Raw genomic sequence first — 19,707 nt, 5'->3', positions numbered from 1 at the left:
CATGGCTGATTACAAAGCGCCGCTGCGTGATATGCGCTTCGTCCTCAACGAAGTGTTTGAGGTTGCCGCTACCTGGGCCCAATTGCCGGCGTTGGCAGACATCGTTGACGCCGATACTGTCGAGGCGATTCTCGAAGAGGCCGGCAAAGTGACCGCCAAATCCATCGCGCCGCTCAGCCGCGGTGGCGATGAGCAGGGTTGCCGTTGGGACAACACCGCCGTGTTTACCCCGGACGGTTTCCCACAGGCCTACAAAACCTACGCCGAAGGCGGCTGGGTGGGCGTAGGCGGTGATCCTTCGTTTGGCGGCATGGGCATGCCCAAGGCGGTGTCGGCGCAAGTTGAAGAGATGATCAACTCGTCGAGCCTGGCGTTCGGGCTTTACCCGATGCTGACCTCCGGCGCCTGTGTGTCGATCGCTACCCACGCCAGCGAGGAACTCAAGGCGGCCTACCTGCCGAAGATGTATTCCGGCGAGTGGGCCGGCTCCATGTGCCTGACCGAGGCCCATGCCGGTACCGACCTGGGGATGATCCGCACAAAAGCCGAACCTCAGGCGGACGGTTCCTACACCGTCAGCGGGACCAAGATTTTTATCACCGGCGGCGAACACGATCTCACCGACAACATCATCCACCTGGTGCTGGCCAAGTTGCCGGACGCGCCGGCAGGTCCAAAGGGTATCTCGTTGTTCCTGGTACCGAAGTTCATGGTCAATGCCGACGGCAGCCTGGGCGCACGTAACCCGGTGAGCTGTGGCTCCATCGAGCACAAGATGGGTATCCAGGCCTCTGCGACCTGCGTGATGAACTTCGACGCAGCCGTGGGTTACCTGGTGGGCGAGCCGAACCGTGGGTTGGCGGCGATGTTCACCATGATGAACTACGAGCGTCTGGGTGTGGGTATCCAGGGCCTGGCTTCCGGCGAACGCTCTTACCAGAACGCCATTGACTATGCGCGTGACCGTCTGCAGAGCCGCTCCCCGCTGGGGGCTCAGGCGAAAGACAAAGCGGCCGACCCGATCATCGTGCACCCCGACGTGCGGCGCATGTTGCTGACCATGAAAGCTTCGAACGAAGGGGGCCGGGCGTTCTCCACCTACGTGGCGACGCAGTTGGACATCGCCAAGTTCAGCGACGACGCCGCTGCCCGCGAACGTGCGGATAACCTGGTGGCGTTGCTGACGCCGGTGGCCAAGGCGTTCCTGACCGACCTGGGCCTGGAAACCACTGTGCTCGGCCAACAAGTGTTCGGCGGTCACGGCTACATCCGTGAGTGGGGCCAGGAGCAATTGGTGCGTGATGTGCGCATCACCCAAATCTACGAAGGCACCAACGGCATCCAGGCCCTGGACTTGATGGGGCGCAAGATCGTCGGCAGCGGCGGCGCGTTCTACCGCGTGTTCGCCGATGAGATCCGTCAGTTCATCGCAGGCGCGGGCGCCGAATTGGCCGAGTTCACCCAGCCGCTGAGCGCGGCGGTCGACAACCTGGACGAACTGACGGCCTGGGTGCTGGATCGCGCCAAGGCCAATCCGAACGAAATCGGCGCGGCTTCGGTGGAGTATTTGCATGCGTTTGGCTACGTGGCATACGCCTACATGTGGGCGCGCATGGCCAAGGCTGCCGTGGGCAAAGAAGAGGAAGATGACTTCTACGCCAGCAAGCTGGGCACGGCACGGTTCTACTTTGCCCGCCTGTTGCCACGTATTCACTCGCTGATCGCGTCGGTAAAAGCCGGTAGTGAATCGCTGTTTTTGCTGGATGAAGCCCTGTTTTAAGGGCTCGGAGGGCGTGTAAGCATTCTCTTACATGACGTGCTGCTAATCGTCCTCTATCGCCACATTGGATCCACGGATAATCTACTTCACATGGACGTCGCGCAGGAAGCGCAAAGCAACAACACGGACACGTAGGATTCTGCCAGGAAGGCGGAGTGAAATGGATGTCAGGGAAACAGTCTGCAAAGCCCCGCTTCGGCGGGGTTTTCTTTTGCCCGCGAAAAAGTCAGGCGGGTGCCTGCGGCGCGTTCATCACGTCTTCCAGCAAGGTGCGCAGCAACGCCAGCGTCGCCTGTTGACGCTGCACATCGCGGCATACCAGGCCGACTTTCAACGGCACCCTCGGCTCACTCAACGGTTTCCACAGCAGCGACTGGCTGTTGTGCTCATCCTGTGAGCGCCCCGGCAGCACCGTGGCCAATCGGGTGTTGGGCAGGCTGTCGAGAATACCCACCATGGTATTGAGCTCTGCCTGCACCTGCGGCCGCCGCCCCAGGTTGGCGAGTTGCCCCTGCCAGATCTCGCCTGATCTGAAACTCTTCCCCCAGCAGCAACATCGGCAACTCGGCGGCTTGTTTCAGCGAGACTTTCTTGAATTCGCGCAGGGGATGGTCGTCGGGGATGACCACCTTCAGCTCGTCTTCGTACAGCAGCACGCCGTGTAACCCCGGTTGACGTGGCGGCAGATAGCTGATGCCGATGTCCAGTGAACCGTTGAGCAACCGCCGCTCAATCTCAATACCGGTCAATTCGTAGATCTGCACCACCAGGTGCGGCTGGGCCTTGCGCACACGCTCAAGCATTTGCGGCACCAGGCTGGTGTGCACGGTTTGCAGCACGCCGATGGCCAAGGTGCGCAACGCCTGGCCCTTGAAGTTGCGCAACGCCTCGACGGCCTGCTGCATGCCGTCAATCAACGGCAACGCGTGGTTGTACAAGGTGTGGGCCGCAAGTGTCGGCAATAGCCGCTTGCTGCTGCGTTCGAACAGGCTCACATCCAGGTTCTGCTCCAACTGGCGGATCTGTTGCGACAAGGCCGGTTGGGAGATCGACAGACGTTCCGCGGCACGGCCCACATGGCCTTCTTCGTACACCGCGACGAAATAACGCAGTTGCTTGAAATCCATAAGTCTTTCTTATCGAAAAAGCAGGAAAATCGAAATGGCCGATGGCCCCCGAGATGGCTAGTCTAGCGCCTATTCGCAGGGCTTACAGGGCCGGATCGGGCAATGAACAGTGTTTGTGTTGATAGCGTTTACATAGGCAAGACAGAAAACCCACAGCGGGTGTTCGTACCAGGCTCGATTGCTATCGGGGTGGATCTGTGAATCTGTTCACTAGGCGTCGCCCCACGCCCAGCCTGGATGACTTGGTTATGGACGCAGCGGGTGACGTGACCAGTGAATCCTTGATGCCTACCGTGGCACGGCCGCCACACGTGTTTTTGCGTGGCCAGGGTTCCTGGTTGTGGGACAGCGACGACCGCGCTTACCTGGACTTCAGCCAGGGCAATGGCGCGAACAGCCTCGGCCATAGCCCGCAGGTATTGATCCGCGCCCTCGGTGAACAGACCCAAGCACTGATCAACCCCGGCATGGGCCTGCATAACCGCACCCAGCTCAATCTCGTCGAGCGTTTGTGCCACCGCACCGGCAGCGACCAGGCCTACCTGCTCAACAGCGGCGCCGAAGCCTGTGAAGCGGCGATCAAGTTGGCGCGCAAATGGGGCCAACTGCATCGCGGCGGCGCATACCGCATTATCAGCGCCAGCAACGGTTGCCATGGCCGCAGCTTCGCGACGCTGGCGGCCTCGGCGGGCGCCTTGGAAAACCGCTTCGAACCCCAATTACCCGGCTTTACCCACGTGCCATTCAACGATCTGCCGGCGCTGCATGCCGCCGTCGATGCGCAAACCGTGGCGATCATGCTTGAGCCGCTCCAGGGCGTCGGCGTCATTCCCGCCACCGAGCATTACTTGAAGGGCGTCGAGCGGCTGTGCCGTGAACTGGGGATCCTGCTGATTCTTGACGAAGTGCAAACCGGCCTTGGCCGTTGCGGGACGTTACTTGCCGAGCAGCAGTACGGCGTGCGCGCCGACATCATCACCCTCGGTAAAGGCCTGGGCGGCGGCGTGCCCTTGGCGGCACTGTTGGCACGCGGCAAGGCGTGCTGCTTTGAAGTGGGTGAGTTGGACGGCACCCATCATGGCAACGCGCTGATGGCATCGGCCGGCGCGGCGGTGCTCGACACGGTGCTGGAGCACGGCTTTCTCGAGCATGTGCGCGAGTCCGGCGTTTATCTGGGCGAAGGGCTGGCGCGCCTGGCTTACCGCTACGATCACGGCCAACTGCGCGGCCAAGGCCTGATATGGGGCTTGACGTTGTCGGAGGATTCAGCACATGCCGTGGTAAAAGCCGCGCTGCACGAAGGCCTGATCCTCACCGCGCCGCAACCCGACTGCCTGCGCTTGACCCCCGCGCTGACGGTGAGCAAAAGCAACATCGACGAAATGCTCCTGCGCCTGGCCCGCGCCTTCTCCCGCGTGCGCACCGCGCAGCTGCAATGCCGCAAGGGCATCGCCGTTTAACCTGTTATTCCTGAACCGTCTCGCGGTATACGCGGCGCCTCCAGCCTGACTCTTTTGGCTGGGGGCGTTTTTTTATGCTTATTGCGGGATGGCGCAATGCCAGAACTCACTGAACCCTCACGAGCCCCCAAGGTCGATTAGCTACACGGCTCACACGAGCCGATTTTATGGAGCTGACCCATGGATTTCATTCGTATCATCATCGCTATTCTGCTGCCGCCACTGGGTGTGTTCCTGCAAGTAGGCTTCGGCGGCGCGTTCTGGCTGAATATTCTGCTGACCTTGTGCGGTTACTTCCCTGGCATCATCCATGCGGTGTACATCATCGCCAAGCGCTGAGGCCCTTAGCCTTTTGCGATGAGCCGTGAGTTGCGCTCATTGCGAAAGGCCAGTTGCTCGATGCTCAGGCTGGCGTGCTCGGCGTCTTCCCGCGCTTGCAGGATGATGCCGTGGTGTTCGGACTTGCTGCACACGGGGTCGGCATTGCTGGCGTCGCCCGTGAGCATGAAGGCCTGGCAACGGCAGCCGCCGAAGTCCTTTTCCTTTTCGTCGCATGAACGGCATGGCTCGGGCATCCAGTCGTAGCCGCGAAAGCGATTGAAGCCAAAGGAGTCGTACCAGATGTGCTGCATGCTGTGGTCGCGCACATTGGGAAACTGCACCGGCATTTGTCGGGCACCGTGGCAGGGCAGGGCGGTGCCGTCCGGTGTGACCGTCAGAAAAATACTGCCCCAGCCGTTCATGCAGGCTTTGGGGCGCTCCTCGTAGTAATCCGGGGTCACAAAGATCAGTTTGCACGGGTGCCCTTGCGCTTCGAGCTTTGCGCGGTATTCGTTGGTGATGCGTTCGGCACGCACCAACTGTTCTTTGGTGGGCAATAAACCCACACGATTGAGCTGCGCCCAGCCGTAGAACTGGCAGGTGGCAAGCTCGACGAAGTCCGCTTCCAGCGCGATGCACAGCTCGATGATGCGGTCGATCTTGTCGATATTGTGCCGATGGGTGACGAAGTTCAGCACCATTGGGTAGCCGTGGGCTTTCACCGCCCGGGCCATTTCCAGCTTTTGCGCGAAGGCTTTTTTCGAGCCGGCCAGCAGGTTGTTCACCTGCTCGTCGCTGGCCTGGAAGCTGATCTGGATATGGTCCAGGCCGGCCGTCTTGAAGTCGCTGATTTTCTGCTCGGTCAGGCCGATGCCGGAGGTGATCAGGTTGGTGTAGAAGCCCAGCTTGCGCGCCTCGGCGATCAACTCCGCGAGGTCCTGGCGCACCAGCGGTTCACCGCCGGAAAAACCCAACTGCGCGGCGCCCATTTCGCGTGCTTCACGAAACACCTTGATCCACTGCTCGGTGCTCAGCTCTTTGCCCTGCTCGGCGAAATCCAGCGGGTTGAGCAGTAAGGGCACTGCAACGGGCAGCGGTAGGTCAGCTCGGCCAACAGCCACAAGGGCAGGCCGATGGCTGGCTTTTCAGGCAAGGGTAATCCAGTGCTCAGCACGGGCGACCTCCATGAATTGCTCGATGTCGTCACCGAGCTCAGGCACACCAGGAAATTGTTGGTCCAGTTTGGCGATGATCGCCGCTACGTCGCGCTCGCCATCGATCAAGCCGCCGATCAACGCGGCACTGTCGTTGAGCTTGATCATGCCTTCGGGGTAGAGCAATACATGGCCTTTTTGCGCCGGCTCGTACTGGTAACGATAGCCCTGGCGCCAGGTCGGTATTTTGCTGCGATCAAAGCTCATAGGGCGATCCCTTTATGCCAGACCCGCTGCTCGGTCACGCTGTGATAGGGCGGGCGTTTGAGTTCATAGGCCATGCTCATGGCGTCGAGCATGCTCCACAGGATGTCCAGTTTGAACTGGAGGATTTCCAGCATGCGGTCCTGACCTTCACGAGTGGTGTAGTGCTGCAGGGTGATCGCCAAGCCGTGTTCAACATCGCGACGGGCCTGGCCCAGGCGGGTGCGAAAGTACTCGTAGCCGGTCGGGTCGATCCACGGGTAATGCTGTGGCCAGCTGTCGAGGCGCGATTGGTGGATCTGCGGCGCGAACAGCTCGGTCAGCGAACTGCTGGCAGCTTCCTGCCAGCTGGCGCGACGGGCAAAGTTGACGTAGGCATTCACCGCAAAACGCACGCCGGGCAGCACCAGTTCCTGGGAGCGCAGTTGGTCCGGGTCGAGGCCGACGGCCTGGCCCAGGCGCAACCAGGCTTCGATGCCGCCGTCTTCTCCGGGCGCGCCGTCATGGTCGAGCAGGCGCTGGATCCATTCGCGACGGATCTCGCGGTCCGGGCAGTTGGCCAGGATCGCGGCGTCTTTCAGGGGAATGTTTACCTGATAGTAGAAGCGGTTGGCGACCCAGCCCTGGATCTGTTCGCGGCTGGCGCGGCCTTCATACATCGCCACGTGGTACGGGTGGTGAATATGGTAGAAGGCGCCCTTGGCCCGCAAGGCCGCTTCGAACTCGGCGGGCGTCAGCGGTGTGTCAGTCATTTGCGTTGCTCCTACAGTTCAATGCTCATGCCGTCGTAAGCCACTTCGACATTGCGCCGCGTCAGCTCTGCCCGCTCGGGGGAGTCTTCATCGAGGATCGGGTTGGTGTTGTTGATGTGGATAAGCACCTTGCGTTGCGCCGGTAGCTGCTCAAGCACTTCGAGCATGCCGCCGGGGCTGTTCTGCGCCAGGTGGCCCATCTCGCGCCCGGTGCGGGTGCCGACGCCCCGGCGCTGCATTTCATCGTCGTCCCACATCGTGCCGTCCACCAGCAGGCAGTCGCTGCCGGCCATGATCTCCAGCAATGGCGCGTCGACCTTGCCCAGCCCCGGGGCATAGAACAGTTTGCCGCCGGTGCGCAGGTCTTCGACGATCAGGCCGATATTGTCGCCCGGGTGCGGGTCGAAGCGGTGCGGCGAGTAGGGCGGTGCGGCGCTGCGCAGCGGTAGCGGGGTGAAACGCAGGTTCGGGCAGGCGGGGATGCTGAAGCTGGCGTCCAGCTCGATGCGGTTCCAGGCCAGGCCGCCGTTCCAGTGAGTGAGCATGGTGAACAGCGGGAAACCGGTGCTCAGGTCTTCATGGACCATGTCGGTGCACCACACCTGGTGCGGGCAGCCTTCGCGCAGGCTCAACAGGCCGGTGGTGTGGTCGATCTGGCTGTCCATCAGGATGATCGCGCCGATGCCGGTATCGCGCAGCGCACGGCCGGGTTGCATCGGCGCAAACGCTTGCAGTTGCGCGCGAATATCCGGGGAGGCGTTGCACAGCACCCAATTCACGCCGTCGTCGGAGATCGCGATGGACGACTGGGTACGCGCCTGCGCCCGCAGGCTGCCGTCACGAAAACCTGCGCAGTTCACGCAGTTGCAATTCCACTGTGGGAAACCACCGCCGGCGGCAGAACCTAGAATCTGGACAAACATGATTGCTCCATCACGCAAAGCTCAAAACAAAAACGCCCCGGGCGAACCGAGGCGTTGTATTACCCAGCGGATTAACGGCTGGCGAAGTACATGGTGACTTCGAAGCCGATGCGCAGATCAGTGTAAGCAGGTTTGGACCAAGTCATATTCTTACTCCTACGAAGGGATGGGACGTTTACTACCAAGTAATACATATAGTCCACCTCCAGCTGGAGATGTTCAGATGTTCGCCCGGGAATGTTACGCAATTCTAATCAAGTTAGCGCTGTCTTGGTGGAAAAAGCCTATTGCAGCGTAGGCAATGATCAGCCCGCTGGTTTCCACCCGTCACCGGTGTGCGAACCGTTGGCCACACAGCGCCAGCCGCCTTGGGCATCGTTCAGTTGCTGGGCGGCGAGTAAAAGCTCATCAACGCCGCAGCTTTGGATCAACGCCTGAAGGCGCGCCAGATAATCCGACGGGTGGCCCGCCAGATGCGCGTGCCATAGCCATTCAGCGGCTTGGGTCATCGACAGCACCTGAGGCGAGAACTGCTGCGCCAGTGCCAGGTTGCCCGCGTTTGCGCGGCTGCGGACCAGCGCCGGCAATTGCGTCAGAAATGTCTGAAGGTGCGCAACGATCCCCTCAAGGGGCACGCTCGGGGATTGCACGCCAAACAGCAGGCCGGTTTGCCCGTTGATCTGTCGGATACCGCTGAATACGGCGTAGCCCACTTGCAGTTCGACCCGCAGGCGTTGGTAGAACGGCCCCTGGAGAATATGACCGAGCAGGCGCCACGCGGCTTCGTCCGCCAGGGCTTGGCTGGGTGTTGGGCAAAACAGCAGTAAGGCGGCTTCGGTGGAGTCGGTTTTTACCTCATGCCACACGCGTTGGCCGCTGAGGTCTTGGTGTGTGTGCTCCAGGCTGGTGGGTTGGCCCGGCAGGCGAGCGGCGGCGGACTTGAGCGCCGCTTCGCACGCGGCGGGAAAACCCAGACCGAGGCCATGCCAGCGGGCGGTGCTCCATGCGGCGGGCTGTTCGCCGGGGGCGAAATGGCTTGCGGCGCAGCACGCCGGTAACGCCTTGAGCAGTTCGCGAATGGCCATCATGGGCGTCGGAACGAGAGGCGCCTCCTGGGGCTGATTCAGGCGCTGGGCCAAGGCTTCGAGGATGGCCGGCATCGGCTCGTGCAGCCCGATTATTTTCAGCAGCCATTCATTGCCGGCGGTTTCGAAAGACAGCTCGACGCCTGCTTGGTGAGCGCTCTCCCGCACGGCTTGCATAGTGCTTTCTAGTGCGGGCGCCGCGCATTCGAACTGCCAGCGCAGGTACAGCGCACCTTCACCGCTGCTATCCGCCAGCGCCTGGCTGAACGTCGGCGCCGCTACCTCTCGACGCCCTCGGGAACGATCCTGGGCAAAAGTACGTAAGCCTCGATGCGCGCTGGTTTGGCCGCGAATCAGGCCCGCGCGTTCTTCCTTGATCGGCGGCCGTAGGAACGGGTTGTTCGGGGGGAGTTGCCAAGGGTGCCTGGAGGGCGGCAGGTGCAGCGAATCGAGCATGGCCTTGAGCGCTGTGGCGCCCTGCTCCGAAAGGTCTTCGCTGTCGTTTCGGGCCAATGCCAGGGCGTCCTGGACCTGTGGTTGGCGAGCATTCAGCAGGGCGAACTCTTCGCGCAGTGGCGTCCAGTCGCTGTGTGCGAAAAAGCTCAGCCAATCATGTAGCAGCGCCTGAATCTGTGTCGCCGGTTCGCCTTGAGTGCTGCGCGTGATAACGATATCCAGCAGCGCTTGCCCGGCGAAGTGGTACGGCGCCGACGCCTGCACTGCGGTGGCCAGCCCGCGTGTTTTCAGCTCGGCGAGCAGGCCGCCGGGCGCCGGGGCATTGAGCCAGGTACACAAAAAATCCAGTGCTTCACGCGATGCCTCGCAGGCGATGACGTGGTGCCAATGCGGGCTGGCGCCAGGTTGGCAGCTATATGCCTGGCCCTGCATCAAGGCAGGCGGAACGGCTTGGGGATGCCAAGGCCCTGACGTCAGCTGCTCGCTGAACCGCTGTGCCAGGGCTTCGAGCTCTACCAGTGACTGCGGGCCGGCAAGGCTCAAGGTCATCTGCCCGCTCTGATAGAAATGTGCATGGAATTCGCGCAGCGCTTGCTGAAAGGTCTCCCGCTCCACCGGTAGCGTGTCGCGGTTGCCCGCGTGAAAGCCACGCAGCGGATGGTCCGCCGCCAAGCCTTCAAACACCGCCACCTGCTGTTGAGCCTTGGCATCCTGGGACCAGGCCACGAATTCCGCGTGCAGCACTTCGCGCTCGCGCAGTTGATCGTCCAACGCCAGGCGCGGATGAGTCAGCATGTCTGCCAACCGATCCAGCCCATCGGCGAAGGTCGGCACAGGCAGTTCGAAGAAAAAGTCCGTGGTGCGTTCGCGGGTGCTGGCGTTCACTTGCCCACCGTGACGTTGCACGAAGGCCATCAACCCTTCGCCCGTGGGAAAGCGCTGAGTACCGAGAAACAACAAGTGCTCAAGAAAATGCGCCAGGCCCGGCCAGGCTAACGGCACGTCATGGCTGCCGGCAGCGACCTTTAACGCTGCGGCGCAACGCTTCAAGCGCGGCGCATGTCGCAGGGAAACCCGCAGGCCATTGGCCAGGGTCAGGTGCTGGGGGTGAGGGTGGGCCGGCGCAGACATGGGCACTTCCGAAACGTAGGAGGTGGCTATGCTAACAAACCGTCGGCAAACCCGCAGGCTCAGGGCTTGGTCAGCGCGCCGTACAGGTCGGGGCGACGGTCTTGCAGGTAGTCGTTGGCGGCGCGGGCGTCGAGGATCGCTTGGTGCTCCAGCGTGCCGACAATCAAGGCTTCATCCAGGCTGGCCAGGGCGATTTGCTGGCCATTCGGCGCGGCAATGCTGCTTTGCCCGCAGTAGTGAATCTCATCTTCGTGCCCGCAATAATTGGCGTAGGCCACGTAGCATTGGTTTTCAAAGGCCCGCGCCCTCACGGTGACGTCAGCGACAAAGTCGAACGGCACCATGTTGGCGGTAGGCACCAGGATCAGCTCGGCTCCGGCCAGTGCCAGGCGCCGGGTGTTTTCCGGGAACTCCAGGTCATAGCAGATCAGCAATCCCAGGGTCCATCCGTTGAGTTTCACCAGTGGGAAGTCACCGTCGCCGGCGCTGAACATCGAGTGATCCAGGTCGCCAAACAGGTGGGTCTTGCGGTAGTTACACAGGCGCTGCCCGTGGGTGTCGATCAACTGCGCGGCGTTGTAGATCTGCCCATCCTCAGCCCGCTCCGGGTAGCCGTACAGAATGGCCAGCCCGGCGCTTTGCGCGATCTCGGCAATGGTTTGCGCAGCGTTCCCATCCTGCGCCTCGGCCAAGGCGCCGACTGCTTCAGCGCCGATGTTGTAACCGGTTAGAAACATCTCCGGCAGCACCAGCACATCGGCGCCGGTGGCCTCATGCGCCACCTTGTGCAGGCGCTCGAGGTTAGCGGCCACGTCCAGCGGTAGCGGCGGGCATTGGTACAGGGCGACACGCATGGCGTAACTCCTTAATCGGCCAGGGCGATCGGCCCGATCTCATCAAACACGTCGCCAGGCCCTGGGTTCTCGGCGTGGGTGCTGCCGCCGAAGTGAGTCATGATGCCCCACACGGCGTTCAGTGAGGTTTGTACGGCGCCCTCGACCCAGGCGGGTGTCCATGAGACGTCGTCACCGGCGATAAAAATCCCACGTTGTTCGGCGGGCATGTCTTTTTGCATAAAGTGCGCGTACATCCGCTGGTTGTAGCGATAGTGGCCGGGCAACGCGCCCTTGAAGGCCCCGAGGAAATGGGGGTCGGCCTCCCAGGATACGGTGATCGGGTCGCCGATGATGCGCGCCTTGATATCGACTTTCGGGTAGATCTTCTTCAATGCATCGAGGGCCAGCTTCACCCGTTTATCGATGGGTTGCGGCAGCATTTTCAGCGCGTCGCTCATCCACGAGTACGACAGGCAGATCACGCCCGGCTTGTCGTCCCCGTTGTCGAACAAATACGTGCCGCGGGTCAGGCGGTCGGTGAGGGTCATGCTCATCAGGTCGCGGCCGGTTTGCGGGTCTTTGTCTTTCCAGAACGGGCGATCGACCATCACGAAGGTTTTCGACGATTGCATGTAGCGCGTGCGGTCCAGGGCCATCCACATCTTTTGCGAAAACAGGGTTTCGTCGCACTCGATCTGGGTGGTCAGCAGCCAGCTCTGGCAGGTGGTGAGCACGGCGGCGTATTCGCGGGTGTCGCCATAGTTATCGGTCACCGCGAAGCGGCCACCCTCAGCGTGGGCAATCCGCTTGACCCCCGCGCGAGGCGCGCCGCTGTGCAGCGAACTGAGGCTGGTGCCGGCCGGCCAGTGGGCGCAGCGCTCCGGCACATGACGCCAGATGCCCATGGGCACTTGCGCCACGCCGCCGACCACCAGGTGCTGGTGGTCGTCGCAGTTGGTCATCACCACGCGAAAGATTTCCAGCATTGAGTTGGGGAAGTCCGAGTCCCAGCCGCCGGTGCCGAAACCCACCTGGCCGAACACTTCACGGTGATGGAACGACAGCTTGGCGAAGGCCTTGGAGGTGGCGACGAAATCATAGAAAGTGCGGTCGTCCCACAGCGGCACCAGTTTATTCCACAGTGCTTTGAGACGCGGTACGTCACGGTCGCGGATGGCTTGCTGGATATCGCCGAACTGCGAGCCGGCTTCCAGGGCATCGGCCCAGGCGTCGGCTACTTCCTGGAATAAGGTAGGCAAGTCGGCCAGTTTTTGTGCGTAGTGGGTCTGGCCTTCGAGGTCGATCACCGTGCTGCCGGAGGCCGGGGTCAACGGGTTGGGAAACGGTTTGGTGTGAAGGCCGAGCTTGTCGACATAGTGATAAAACGCTGTGGACGACACCGGGAACCGCATGCCGCCGAGCTCTGCGATGATGCCTTCGGCGCCTTCGAAGGCCTGGGAGCGCAGGCGGCCGCCCATTTTCGAGGCTTCGTATACCACGGGCTTGAGCCCCAGCTTCATCAGCTCATAGGCCGCCACCAGCCCGGCAATACCGGCGCCGACAATCGCCACCTCGGCACCATGGTGTTCGGTGGGAATGCTGCCCAGGCCGGCGGGGTGCTCGATCCAGTCATCGAACGCAAACGGGAAGTCCGGGCCGAAGATGGTGATGGGTTTTTTACCGTCTGCTGGGTGACGATTGGTCTTGCTGAGGGTACTGGACGGAATGCTCATGGCTGACCTTACTGACGACTCGGCGGGATTTGGCCCGTTGAGTATAGGAAAAGATGGCAGCCAGTTTAGGGAGCGTAGCGCTCGTTAATAAGACGCAAAGTGTCGTCGGAATGGATTGTTTTCAGTCGTAGTGACGAATGAGTTGGTCAGAGTGGTTGGCCGCGATCCAATTTGTTACTGAGGATGATCGAGGTAGTGGTTTTCTCCACGCCATCGACGCCGCCGATCTGGTCGAGCAGTTGGTCCAGCTGGCCCGGCGAGTCGGTGCGCAGCCAGGCCACGTAATCAAACTCGCCGCTCACCGCGCATAACTGCTGCACCTGAGCCATGGCGCTCAGCCTGCGCAGCACTTCCTTGCCCGAACGCGGCTGCACGGTGATGCCCACATAGGCCTGCAAACCGCCGTCCACCACACGTTGGCCAAGACGGACGCCGTAACCGGTGATCACCTGGGTTTTCTCCAGCCGCGCCAAGCGCGACGTCACCGTAGTGCGCGCGATGCCTAACTGCCGGGCAAGCATGGCCACGCTTTCGCGGGCGTTGATCTGCAAGGCGGCGATCAACTGGCGATCGATTTCATCCAAGACAGGCAAGGGAGGCTCCGTAACGGGGGGCAATGGGCATGCATGTTACAGGCTTGCATCGGACTTGAGGCGGGCGTTCCCGCCGCAAAGCTACGCGCATGGAGGTTTGACCTGATGGACCTCGCACCTTTGCACCTGGCCATTGCGCCACTTTTACGCTGATGTCTTCGGCATTGCGTGGTGCAAGGGCGCTCCAGTAGCGCCAGGTCGTTGCCAGCCACCCAGACACACAAAAGCCGCGCAATGCGCGGCTTTGGAGTTGGTGGGCCCACACGGACTTGAACCGTGGACCAAAGGATTATGAGTCCTCTGCTCTGACCAACTGAGCTATAGGCCCTTAACAGGTCGCGGATTATAACGATGGTTTCTCCAGTGTGCTATCCGAAAAATCCTCAAGGCTTATACGAAGGAAGGAAGCGGCGAAAAGCTCCGGTGGCAGGGGCAGGCTGACGATGTAGCCTTGCATCTGCTCACAGCCTTCGGCGGCCAGGAAGGCTTGTTGCGCGCAGTTCTCCACACCTTCGGCGATGATGGTGAATTGCATGCTGTGGCCCAGGGCGATGATGGCGCGCACGATGGCGGCGTCGTGGGGGTCGTCGGGCAGGCCGCGGACGAAGGACTGGTCGATTTTCAGGAAGTCCAGGGGCAGGCGCTTGAGGTAGCTGAGGGACGAGTAGCCGGTGCCGAAGTCATCGATCGCCAGTTGCACGCCCAGGTGTTTGAGTTGATGCAGGACCTCCAGCGCCTCCTCGGCCTGGCTCATGATGAAGTTTTCGGTGATTTCCAGTTGCAGGCAGCCGGGTTCCAGGTGGTAGTCGCGCAGTAGCTGTTCGATGCGGCCCAGCAGGCCGGGGTGGCGCAGTTGCGCGCCGGCGAGGTTGACCGACAGCGGGCCGAAATCATCGAAGCGGCCCTGCCAGGCGTGCAGTTGTCGGCAGGCATGTTCGAGTACCCAGTCCCCAATTTGCAGGATCATGCCGTTCTCTTCGGCCAGGGCGATGAAGTGTTCGGGAGGAACCTCGCCAAAGGTCGGGTGATGCCAGCGGATCAAGGCTTCGGCACCGATCAGTTCGTGGGTTTTCAGGCTCAGTTTTGGTTGGTAGTAGAGGCTCAGTTCCTCGCGCTCTATGGCTCGACGCAGTTCGTGCTCGAGTGCCACGCGCTCTTTTGCCTGGGCCGTGAGGTCGCGGGTATAGCATTCAACGCGGTTACGGCCCTTGGCCTTGGAGCGATACATGGCGGCGTCGGCGTTTTTGACCAGGGTGGCGACGTCGGTGCCGTCCTGTGGATACAGACTGGTGCCGATGCTGGCACTGATGAAGAACTCGTGCTCGCCGGCCTGGAACGGTGGGATAAAACAGGCCAGCAGTTTATTCGCCAATTGCTCGGCATCGCTGGGGTGTTGCAGGCCGGGCAGCAGAATGATGAATTCATCGCCGCCCAGGCGAGCGACGGTGTCGATGTCGCGCAGTTGCTCCTTGAGGCGTACGGCGATGTCTTTGAGCAGCAAGTCGCCGATCGGATGGCCGAGGCTGTCGTTGATGTGTTTGAAGCGATCCAGGTCGAGAAACAGCACCGCGCCCTGTTTGCCGGTTTCTTGATGGCCGTTGAGGGCGGCCTGCAAGCGGTTTTCAAACAGCGTGCGGTTCGGCAGGCCGGTCAGCGGATCGTGATGTGCCTGGTAGTCCAGGCGCGCCTGAGCCAGCTTGAGGCTGGAGATATCGGCAAACACCGCAACGAAGTGGGTGGTCGATTGATCGTGGTTGCGCACGGCGCTGATGGTCAGCCAACTGGGGTATAGCTCGCCGTTCTTGCGACGGTTGGAAATTTCCCCCTGCCAATGGCCCTGGGCCGTCAATTGGTGCCACATCGCCGCGTAGAACGCGCTGTCATGCAGGCCCGAGGCAAGCAGCCGCGGCGTTTGGCCGAGGGCTTCGGCTTCGCTGTAACCGGTGATCTCGCTGAAGGCGCGGTTGACGGCGCTGATGTTCTGCTCGGTGTCGGTGATCAACACGCCCTCGGCGGTGCTTTCGAAAACGGTGGCGGCCTGCTGCAGTTTCTCCTGCATCAGTTGGCGTTCGGTGATGTCGCGGGCAATGGTCAGCATGCAGTCGTCATCGCCGATGGGCAGCGGCCGGCTGGACACTTCACACAGGCGGATCTGTCCATCGGCGCGACGGATATGACAGATGAAGTCGCGCACAAAACCGTCGCGATGCATCAGCTCCAGCATGTGTTTGCGCTCGTTGAGATCGACCCAGATACCCAGTTCCAAAGTGGACTGGTCCAGAGAGTTGGCTGCGGTGAAGCCGGTAATGCGGCTGAAGCCCTCGTTGACCTCGATCAGCAGCCCGTCGTGCTGGCGGCTCAGCAGCAGGCCATCGGGCGAGGCGTGGAAGGCTTTGGCAAACTTCTCTTCGGAGGTTTGCAACTGTTGCTGGGTTTCCTTGAGTTGGGTGATATCGCGAACCACTACCACGATGGCTTCGACCGTATCGAGTTGGAACGGCTCTGCGGAGATCAGCCCGGTAAAGGCCTGACCGTTGCTGCGCAGGAAAGGCATTTCCAGGTTGCGAATACTGGCGGTCTGGACCCGCTTCAGCAATTCAGGGCCGATGCCCGGAATGCCCCATATTTCCAGTTCCGTGCCGTTGCGACCGATTACCTGCGCTGCGCTGAGGCCAATTTGGTCTTCGAAGGCTTTATTGACCTCCAGCAAGCAGCCATCGGACAGCCGGGCAATGACCAGGATATCCGGGCATTGCTGGAATACTGAGGCGAACTTCTGTTCAGAAAGCCGCAGCGCTTCCTCGGTGCGCTTGGCCTCGCTGATATCGATCATCAGACCGCGCAGTACAGGTTCATGGCCGTGTTCGATCAGGCTGACGATGTCGCGCACCCACAAGCAGCGGCCATCGGCGGTGATTACCCGGTAATCGATGCTGTGGTCACGGTTGGCGCGGGTTTCACGGTAGCAATAGGCTTCGGCGCGGGTCAGGTCGGCGGGGTGAATGATGTTGCGCCAGAAGCCTGGAATCAGCCAATGGGCGCGTGGGTAGCCGAGCAGGTCCTCGGCATGGGGCGACACATAGCTGTAGGTGAAATCGGTGATGCTGGCTTCCCAGGCAATGGCCGACAAGCTCTCTACCAGGCCGCGATAGTGGTACTCGCTGCTGCGCAATTCCTGCTCGAGGGCGACGCGCCGGGAAATTTCCGAGCTGAGCCGGCGATTGATCCGAATCACGATGGCCAATACGGTGCTCAACAGCAGCACGGCGGGCAAGCCGTACATGAGCAAGTCGTTCCAGAAGGTGCGGTTATCGGTGACGCTGCCTACCCAGTGTTGCTGGATAGCGTCGGTTTCGGTCGGGCTGAGGTCGGCCAGGACTTTGTCCAGAATGCCCACCAGCATTTTGTCGTCCCTTGGCACGCCCATCGCCAATTGGTAGCGGTAGGGCGTTTCGCCACTGACGTACAAGCCGTCAAGCTTGAGTTCTCGCAGGCTCCAGACACTGGACGCCAGGTCGCTGACCACCGCGTCCACTTCGCCGGTCGCCAGGGCCTGCAGTGTGGAGCTGACATTCGGCAGCGCCACCAGGTTGAGGTCGGGGTGATGGGTGCGCAGCAACTCGTGGGGGGCGTAGTTTTCCACCACGGCAATTTTCAGCCCATACAGGTCCTTGAGATTGCGCGGCCGTGCGCCGCCTTCATGGGCAAGAATCACCATCGGGAAGTCGATATAAGGGCGAGTGAAGGCCAGGTAGTTCTGGCGTTCCGGCGTCGACATGATGCTGGGGATAAGGTCGAGACGATTGCTTCGAGCCATTTCCAGGACCGCCCCCCAATTTGGCGGCTCGACCAGCTTGATGCGCACGCCCAGGCGGTCCTGGATCAGGCGTACATAGTCCGCCGATAAGCCGTGGTAGCGGCCATCTTCATCGCGGTATTCGAACGGTGGCCATGAGGCATCTACCCCAAGGCTCAACTCCTGATGGTCCGCCAGCCAGCTACGCTCATCATCGGTAAGCGTCAACGCGCCAGCCGTTGCGGTCCAGGTCAGCAGCGACAGCAGTATCACGGTCGGCAATCTGGGCATAACGGTCTCGTTATGGCACGGGGGAATGTCACGAGTGTAGACGGGCATTTCAGGGGAGGGGTGTTGCGAGGGCGGTTAATCTATAGAAAGCAATTTATACATAGCAAAACCCCCGGCCTGGGCCGGGGGTCTGGGGTCACTCGTCGAGGAAGGAGCGCAGATGCTCGCTTCGCGTCGGGTGGCGCAACTTGCGCAACGCCTTGGCTTCGATCTGACGGATCCGCTCACGGGTCACGTCAAACTGCTTACCGACTTCCTCAAGGGTGTGGTCGGTATTCATGTCGATGCCGAAACGCATGCGCAGTACCTTGGCTTCACGGGCAGTGAGGCCGGACAGTACGTCGCGAGTCGCTTCCTTAAGGCTCTCAACAGTGGCGACATCGATTGGCGACTGCATCGTCGAGTCTTCGATGAAGTCACCCAGATGGGAGTCTTCGTCATCACCGATCGGGGTTTCCATGGAGATCGGCTCTTTAGCGATCTTCAATACCTTGCGGATTTTATCCTCAGGCATTTCCATGCGTTCGCCCAACTCTTCCGGGGTCGGTTCGCGACCCATTTCCTGCAACATCTGCCGGGAAATACGGTTGAGCTTGTTGATGGTCTCGATCATGTGCACCGGAATACGGATGGTGCGGGCCTGGTCGGCGATCGAGCGAGTGATCGCCTGACGGATCCACCAGGTGGCATAAGTCGAGAACTTGTAGCCGCGACGGTATTCGAATTTATCCACAGCCTTCATCAAGCCGATATTGCCTTCCTGGATCAGATCGAGGAATTGCAGGCCACGGTTGGTGTACTTCTTGGCAATGGAGATCACCAGACGCAAGTTCGCTTCAACCATCTCTTTCTTCGCGCGGCGGGCCTTGGCCTCACCGATCGACATGCGACGGTTGATGTCCTTGATCTCGGCAATCGTCAGACCGGTCTCGGTCTCAAGTGCAGTCAGCTTCTGCTGGCAACGGATGATGTCCGGCTGCAGGCGACCAATGGCTTCGGCGTACTTCGCCTTGCCTTTGGCCAGCGCGTCGCTCCAGCTTTCGTCAACTTCGTTGCCCGGGAACTGGCGCAGGAAGTCGGTACGCGGCATGCGCGCATCACGAACACAGAGCTGCATGATCGCGCGCTCTTGTGCACGCAGACGCTCAAGGGCGCTACGAACACGTTCAACCAGGCCTTCGAATTGCTTCGGTACCAGCTTGATCGGCATGAACAGCTCAGCCAGGGCCAACAGTTCGGCGATTGCCTGCTTGTTGGAGCGGCCGTGCTTTTTCAGCGCCTTGCGGGTGATTTCCATTTGGTCGGAAACCGCACCGAAACGCTGGGCAGCGACGATCGGGTCTGGACCGCTTTCGACTTCTTCTTCGTCGTCGCTGCTGGCTTCAGCATCGTCGTCATCGGAATCGTCGTCGGCTTTCGCGGCTTTCGCATCGACAGGCGGCGGCACTTCGGCAGCCGGTGGCGCAATGCCGTCGTCCGGGTCGATATAACCGCTCAGGACGTCGGACAGGCGGCCACCTTCGGTGGTGACGCGAGTGTACTCGGAGAGAATGTGGTCAACCGTGCCAGGGAAGTGCGCGATTGCGCCCATCACTTCACGGATGCCCTCTTCGATACGCTTGGCGATTTCGATCTCGCCTTCGCGTGTCAGCAACTCGACGGTACCCATTTCACGCATATACATGCGCACAGGGTCAGTCGTGCGACCGATGTCGGTCTCCACCGCGGCCAACGCGGCAGCGGCTTCTTCAGCGGCTGCCTCGTCGGTATCGGCGTCGGCCAACATAAGGGCGTCCGCATCCGGAGCACTCTCGTGTACGGGGATCCCCATGTCATTAATCATGCGGATGATGTCTTCCACCTGCTCAGGATCTGAAATATCCTCAGGCAGGTGATCGTTGACCTCTGCGTAAGTCAGATACTTCTGCTCACGACCAAGGGTGATCAACTCTTTGATACGAGACTGCTGTTGCGCTTTTCCGGACATAACACCCTATCCACTGAA

The 19,707-nt window shown here is 61.1% G+C and carries 13 protein-coding genes, 1 tRNA gene and 2 pseudogenes; 3 read left to right on the top strand and 13 right to left on the bottom strand.

Annotated elements, in window-relative coordinates:
- Window position 1: 1 nt before the first annotated feature.
- Window positions 2–1,780, top strand: coding sequence for an acyl-CoA dehydrogenase C-terminal domain-containing protein (locus tag AB4O25_RS16060; RefSeq protein ID WP_017530784.1), 1,779 nt, complete (start codon window positions 2–4; stop codon window positions 1,778–1,780).
- Window positions 1,781–2,006: 226 nt separating this feature from the next.
- Here the strand turns inward: AB4O25_RS16060 and AB4O25_RS16055 are convergent.
- Window positions 2,007–2,907, bottom strand: a pseudogene (locus tag AB4O25_RS16055) (LysR family transcriptional regulator).
- Between the two features lie 197 nt (window positions 2,908–3,104).
- Between AB4O25_RS16055 and AB4O25_RS16050 the strand changes: the two are divergent.
- Window positions 3,105–4,367, top strand: coding sequence for an aspartate aminotransferase family protein (locus tag AB4O25_RS16050; protein ID WP_065879374.1), 1,263 nt, complete (start codon window positions 3,105–3,107; stop codon window positions 4,365–4,367).
- A 180-nt stretch (window positions 4,368–4,547) separates the two neighbouring features.
- A complete protein-coding gene (locus AB4O25_RS16045) occupies window positions 4,548–4,706 on the top strand; it encodes a YqaE/Pmp3 family membrane protein (RefSeq protein ID WP_003176503.1) in 159 nt (52 codons plus the stop codon).
- 5 nt (window positions 4,707–4,711) lie between these two features.
- On the opposite strand, the pseudogene pqqE reads toward AB4O25_RS16045, so the two are convergent.
- The 12 genes and pseudogenes from pqqE to rpoD form a co-directional block, all read right to left on the bottom strand.
- Window positions 4,712–5,841 (bottom strand): annotated as a pseudogene (pqqE, locus tag AB4O25_RS16040) (pyrroloquinoline quinone biosynthesis protein PqqE).
- Window positions 5,834–6,109: a pyrroloquinoline quinone biosynthesis peptide chaperone PqqD gene (gene pqqD, locus AB4O25_RS16035; RefSeq protein ID WP_017530788.1), complete on the bottom strand. Its 276-nt coding sequence runs from the start codon at window positions 6,107–6,109 to the stop codon at window positions 5,834–5,836. The pseudogene pqqE and the gene pqqD overlap by 8 nt, the downstream one beginning before the upstream one ends.
- Window positions 6,106–6,858 (bottom strand): pyrroloquinoline-quinone synthase PqqC, encoded by a 753-nt coding sequence (gene pqqC, locus AB4O25_RS16030; RefSeq protein ID WP_460149761.1) that lies wholly within the window; start codon window positions 6,856–6,858, stop codon window positions 6,106–6,108. Before pqqC ends, pqqD begins: the two co-directional genes overlap by 4 nt.
- Before the next feature lie 11 nt (window positions 6,859–6,869).
- Entirely contained in the window at window positions 6,870–7,781 is a 912-nt protein-coding gene (pqqB, locus tag AB4O25_RS16025) for a pyrroloquinoline quinone biosynthesis protein PqqB (RefSeq protein ID WP_460149759.1), read from the bottom strand.
- Window positions 7,782–7,852: 71 nt separating this feature from the next.
- Window positions 7,853–7,927, bottom strand: coding sequence for a pyrroloquinoline quinone precursor peptide PqqA (gene pqqA, locus AB4O25_RS16020; protein ID WP_003194766.1), 75 nt, complete (start codon window positions 7,925–7,927; stop codon window positions 7,853–7,855).
- 159 nt (window positions 7,928–8,086) lie between these two features.
- Window positions 8,087–10,453, bottom strand: coding sequence for a pyrroloquinoline quinone biosynthesis protein PqqF (pqqF, locus tag AB4O25_RS16015; protein ID WP_217855481.1), 2,367 nt, complete (start codon window positions 10,451–10,453; stop codon window positions 8,087–8,089).
- A 59-nt stretch (window positions 10,454–10,512) separates the two neighbouring features.
- Complete coding sequence (locus AB4O25_RS16010; protein WP_065879377.1) at window positions 10,513–11,307, bottom strand: carbon-nitrogen hydrolase family protein; 795 nt, start codon at window positions 11,305–11,307, stop codon at window positions 10,513–10,515.
- 11 nt (window positions 11,308–11,318) lie between these two features.
- The gene (locus tag AB4O25_RS16005) at window positions 11,319–13,022 is read right to left on the bottom strand and encodes a flavin monoamine oxidase family protein (RefSeq protein WP_017530793.1); all 1,704 of its coding nucleotides are present in this window, start codon (window positions 13,020–13,022) and stop codon (window positions 11,319–11,321) included.
- 146 nt (window positions 13,023–13,168) lie between these two features.
- Window positions 13,169–13,615, bottom strand: coding sequence for an Lrp/AsnC family transcriptional regulator (locus AB4O25_RS16000; RefSeq protein WP_017530794.1), 447 nt, complete (start codon window positions 13,613–13,615; stop codon window positions 13,169–13,171).
- A 251-nt stretch (window positions 13,616–13,866) separates the two neighbouring features.
- Window positions 13,867–13,943: transfer RNA gene (locus tag AB4O25_RS15995), tRNA-Ile, on the bottom strand.
- Window positions 13,944–13,958: 15 nt separating this feature from the next.
- Entirely contained in the window at window positions 13,959–17,702 is a 3,744-nt protein-coding gene (locus AB4O25_RS15990; protein ID WP_116078239.1) for an EAL domain-containing protein, read from the bottom strand.
- A 136-nt stretch (window positions 17,703–17,838) separates the two neighbouring features.
- Window positions 17,839–19,689 carry an RNA polymerase sigma factor RpoD gene (gene rpoD, locus AB4O25_RS15985; RefSeq protein WP_017530796.1) on the bottom strand — a complete coding sequence of 617 codons (1,851 nt, stop codon included), beginning with the start codon at window positions 19,687–19,689 and terminating at the stop codon, window positions 17,839–17,841.
- Window positions 19,690–19,707: the final 18 nt, after the last annotated feature.

Source organism: Pseudomonas sp. S3_A03 (genome assembly GCF_054668275.1).
This window is presented reverse-complemented; position numbering and strand designations above follow the sequence as displayed.

Coding starts and splice junctions, on each gene's coding strand:
- AB4O25_RS16060 (WP_017530784.1), top strand. CDS start 2: ATGGCTGATTACAAAGCGCCGCTGCGTGATATGCGCTTCGTCCTCAAC.
- AB4O25_RS16045 (WP_003176503.1), top strand. CDS start 4,548: ATGGATTTCATTCGTATCATCATCGCTATTCTGCTGCCGCCACTGGGT.
- pqqD (WP_017530788.1), bottom strand. CDS start 6,109: ATGAGCTTTGATCGCAGCAAAATACCGACCTGGCGCCAGGGCTATCGT.
- pqqC (WP_460149761.1), bottom strand. CDS start 6,858: ATGACTGACACACCGCTGACGCCCGCCGAGTTCGAAGCGGCCTTGCGG.
- pqqB (WP_460149759.1), bottom strand. CDS start 7,781: ATGTTTGTCCAGATTCTAGGTTCTGCCGCCGGCGGTGGTTTCCCACAG.
- pqqF (WP_217855481.1), bottom strand. CDS start 10,453: ATGTCTGCGCCGGCCCACCCTCACCCCCAGCACCTGACCCTGGCCAAT.
- AB4O25_RS16010 (WP_065879377.1), bottom strand. CDS start 11,307: ATGCGTGTCGCCCTGTACCAATGCCCGCCGCTACCGCTGGACGTGGCC.
- AB4O25_RS16005 (WP_017530793.1), bottom strand. CDS start 13,022: ATGAGCATTCCGTCCAGTACCCTCAGCAAGACCAATCGTCACCCAGCA.
- AB4O25_RS15990 (WP_116078239.1), bottom strand. CDS start 17,702: ATGCCCAGATTGCCGACCGTGATACTGCTGTCGCTGCTGACCTGGACC.
- rpoD (WP_017530796.1), bottom strand. CDS start 19,689: ATGTCCGGAAAAGCGCAACAGCAGTCTCGTATCAAAGAGTTGATCACC.